General features: G+C 35.9%; 5 protein-coding genes. All 5 read right to left on the bottom strand.

Annotated features, from left to right (window positions below):
* Positions 1–278 precede the first annotated feature (278 nt).
* A complete protein-coding gene (locus AC1DPQ_RS24595; RefSeq protein WP_477585433.1) occupies positions 279–1187 on the bottom strand; it encodes an IS3 family transposase in 909 nt (302 codons plus the stop codon).
* An 8-nt stretch (positions 1188–1195) separates the two neighbouring features.
* Complete coding sequence (locus tag AC1DPQ_RS24590; protein ID WP_477585429.1) at positions 1196–1609, bottom strand: transposase; 414 nt, start codon at positions 1607–1609, stop codon at positions 1196–1198.
* Between the two features lie 151 nt (positions 1610–1760).
* Positions 1761–2324 carry a hypothetical protein gene (locus tag AC1DPQ_RS24585; RefSeq protein WP_477611169.1) on the bottom strand — a complete coding sequence of 188 codons (564 nt, stop codon included), beginning with the start codon at positions 2322–2324 and terminating at the stop codon, positions 1761–1763.
* Positions 2296–3159, bottom strand: coding sequence for an RNA-directed DNA polymerase (locus AC1DPQ_RS24580; RefSeq protein WP_477611168.1), 864 nt, complete (start codon positions 3157–3159; stop codon positions 2296–2298). Before AC1DPQ_RS24580 ends, AC1DPQ_RS24585 begins: the two co-directional genes overlap by 29 nt.
* A 135-nt stretch (positions 3160–3294) precedes the next feature.
* On the bottom strand, positions 3295–3758 hold a 464-nt coding region (locus tag AC1DPQ_RS24575), incomplete at its 5' end, for a hypothetical protein (protein WP_477611167.1).

Below are 3758 nucleotides of genomic sequence, written 5' to 3'. Positions count from 1 at the left end.
GTTAACAACATTATACTTGCAGTTGGTAGGTTTATGTTTGCAGTTGATGGTTTTACCAGCGCAGTTAACAACTTTATTAGAGAAGTTGACCCTTCCTAAAAAAGCTTGACAGTTTTGGTGATTAATTACTAAGGCTTTTTACACCAATTTACTTGATTTACTAATACAATATAACTTTTAATTTTTATTAGTTCTAAGGGTTATTTTGTTTGGGGTTATTCCTGGTTTATATCCTGCCGTTTTCCTTATTCCTTGGATTTCTTTTCCTCTTATCCCAATTACGGAACAACAACGGGTTTGCTTTCCTTATTACTGGTTTTGTAATTCTTTTTCCTCCAGTATTTCTTAAGTGTTCCATTTCTTTCGTGCGCCATTATAGGGGTGAGCCTGCCACAGCTATCATGTATCCTGATGCTGTTATATTTGGTTACGGCATCATCTACGGCTGCTTTTGCCTTTTCAAAAGAGGGAAAGGTTTCTTTAAGCCCATGTTCATACTTCAGTATCCCGTTAATCCTTTCTGCAATGGCATTTTCATATGGATCCCCCTTTTCGGTCATTGATAGCTGTATATGTAAATAGTCTATTACCCGAACATATTCATTGCAGCAGTACTGTATGCCTCTGTCGCTGTGATGGATAAGCCCTGAAGTTCTTTTCAGGTCCTTGGCTGCCATCAACAGTGCATCAACAGCTCCTTCACTATGCAGGGTCGGGTGAAGTTTGTGACCTACGATCTTTCGGCTATAGGCATCGGTAACAATGCTTAGGTAGCTGAAACCGGAAGCCTGCCGGATATAGGTGATATCGCTTACCCATAATACCCCTGGGTTATTGATCACCTTTTCACGGATCAGGTTTGGGTATTTCATGTAATGATGATTGGACATGGTGCAGTAGGGCTTTCTCCTACGGTGCCTGATGAGCATCCCATAACTGCCCATAAGCCTATAAAGGCCATCCCTTCCCAGTTTTATTCCATGGGCTGTAAAATCTTCCTTCAGCATGTGGTAGAGTTTATCGACCCCGCAGTATGGAAGCTGTTCCCTAATCTCTGTAACCAATCTGACGACCAGTGCATCGCGCATATGCATTGCTGGCTGTGTTTTTTGTTCATACCAGGCCTGACGGCTCTTGCCAAACAGTCTGCAGTAGTAGCTTAGGCTAAAGCTACCGTAAAGCTGCATCAATAGTGTTACTGTTTGGCACCAGGCTTTTTTCTGATGTTGATCTTGAGTTTTTCCTCAGCTACATCTATTAGTGTATTGAGGGCAATATTGTGCATCCTGGCATCCTCAAGCTGCTTTTCCATCGCTTTTATCTGCTTCTGTAATGCAATCAGATCCTGTCTTTCCTGTTGGGTCATTTCTATGGGTTCTGAAATAATATCGTCCGAATACCTCTTGCGCCAGGTTCTTATCAGTTCTGGTCCACTTGAGGGACTGATGTTAAACTTCCTGATCGCTTCGCTAACTGTCATTTCCCTTGCTTCCAACTGAGATACCAGCCATCGCCTGAAGGAAACTTCATAAGCATTGTGGTCATCCGTACGGTCGAAAGAATCGGAAACTAAAATACTAAATCCATTGCTTTTTTTCTCTTGATTCATTTTGAGTTTTTTTAAGCCAAAATGTGTCAAGCTTTTTTAGGAGAGGACAAGTAGGTTACTTTTAGTTTGCAGTTAACAGCTTTTAGTTTGCAGTTAAGAATATGATAAATGCAATTAGCTGCTCTGGTTTGCATGGACTGATTAGGGGGGACTATTCTCCTTTTTTGTCCGTAATTGTTTTTGAACAGATAGCTTTCTCCATGATTTCGCCCTTAGAAGCAATTAAACCTAGCCAATGTGAACATTCGTCACGAGATAACACAATTGCAGCATGAATAACCGCTCTTTTATCCCAAGGGCCTAATGCATCAATATTGTCTTTGATTTCTTTTACCCAAGTTTTATCATTTGATCTTCTCGCAATCAAAGCTTGTTCTCTCACTCTTATTATTTTTGAATAATCTATTTTAATATCAGTCTTGTTGAATGAAAGGTTTTGGAATAGGGTGAAGATCCAAATGTTTAAAAAGGTATCATTTAAATACGATTTATCAAGAAGCTTTGCGAATTCGACTTCATATCTTTTAGCAGTTTTGTCATTGAGCACACGAGAGAAATATATTACAATTTCTCTTATGACTGGAAGCAAATTGTCAAAGTGCTCAAAAATCATTGGTATAATCCCTCTAACCTTATATCGACCCGCTTGCCTAAGAATATGTCTCATTAATCCTAGATCGACTTTTTCAAATGAAGTTTTCAATTCTTTCTTCATTTTTCAAATGATTTGCAAGAAAATCCTTTGTAGTTATAATTCTTGTTTTGTCTGAAGAAAGAACTAACCTATGGTTTGAATGCAGATAAATAGTCAAATCATGAAGAAGTTTTTGAGCTTCAATTTTGTTAGAAAAAAAGATATTTATGTCATCAACATATCTAGTAAAATTCTCTGTATGCCTAATGATTTTATTGTCAATATCGGATAATATTGCTTCTGAAACAATGATGCTTGGAACTGGTCCAACAGGAATACCTTTAGAAATATTATTGTTAAGCCCTAATAAAAATCTCTCAAAATCACTATTGTTTGTCGATCCGGACTCTTCTAGAATATTACTTACTCTATGAAGATATATTTGGTTATAGAAGTCTACAAGGTCTGTCATAAGTACAAAGCCATCTTCAAATTTGTTAGCTAGTTCTTCAGCCTTTGAAAGAAAATGTTCAAACCCTTTATTATCTTTATCAAAAAAAGAGCCGTCGTTATCAGGATTTAGCCTGTAAGAGCAAGCAATGTAACGTTCTTTAGGAATTCTAACTTCCTCTATTTTAGAAGCATTTTCAAATGCCAAAGCAGTATAAATTAAACTGTCAATTGGGTCTAATTGATGTACCACTCTATATGCTCCATTTGGTTTTGGCGATGCAGATATAAATGGTGTTTTCGGTGCATATTTATCTACATCAATCGTCAACAGATACTTTAATACACTGTCCCAATCATGTTTAATGGCTTTAAATTCAAACAAAGTTGGGTAAAAGTCGCTATCATAAAATTTTATTAGGTGAATTAATGCCCACTCATACGATTCTCTTTTTATTGTAGCCATTCGTGTTTATTTGATTATCCGCCTACTTATAAAACATAAGATAAATATTTTATAGCATAATTGATTATAATTAATCAAAGTATATTGCCAAATTTTAGAAATTGGATATTTTGAGAGATTTGCAAATGGTCAATGTTAATGCTTAATATTCCACTTATCAGTAGCTGGATCATATTTCATCTTATCACGATAATAGTCTAATAATATCATAGCAGAATCAAGTTGCTTAGATTCGAAGCTTATCTGTCTTTTACTTTCCTTGAATTTAATGTTATAATATTTTGTTACTAGATTTAACTTAGTTTGTAGATTGCTAACCTTATTTTCAATGTTATTAATAGCTTTGTTCTTTGTCTCTAATTGTTGGTTTAAGCTATCGTTCTCTTTGGAAAGCATATTGTAAGTAACAACTTGTTCGTCTCTAACTAAGTAATTGTAAGTGGTAGTAGTAACTGAGTCGTTCTTTTTGATTTCCTTAATCTCCAAAATTTTCCTGACTAAAGAATCATTTTTTAGGTCGTTGATTTCGTTATTGAACTTGATGACTTTAGGGGTTTTTAGGTCGTTGATTTCGTTATTGAACTTGATGACTTTAGGGG

Source organism: Pedobacter sp. 01T416_2 (genome assembly GCF_056398925.1).
This window is presented reverse-complemented; position numbering and strand designations above follow the sequence as displayed.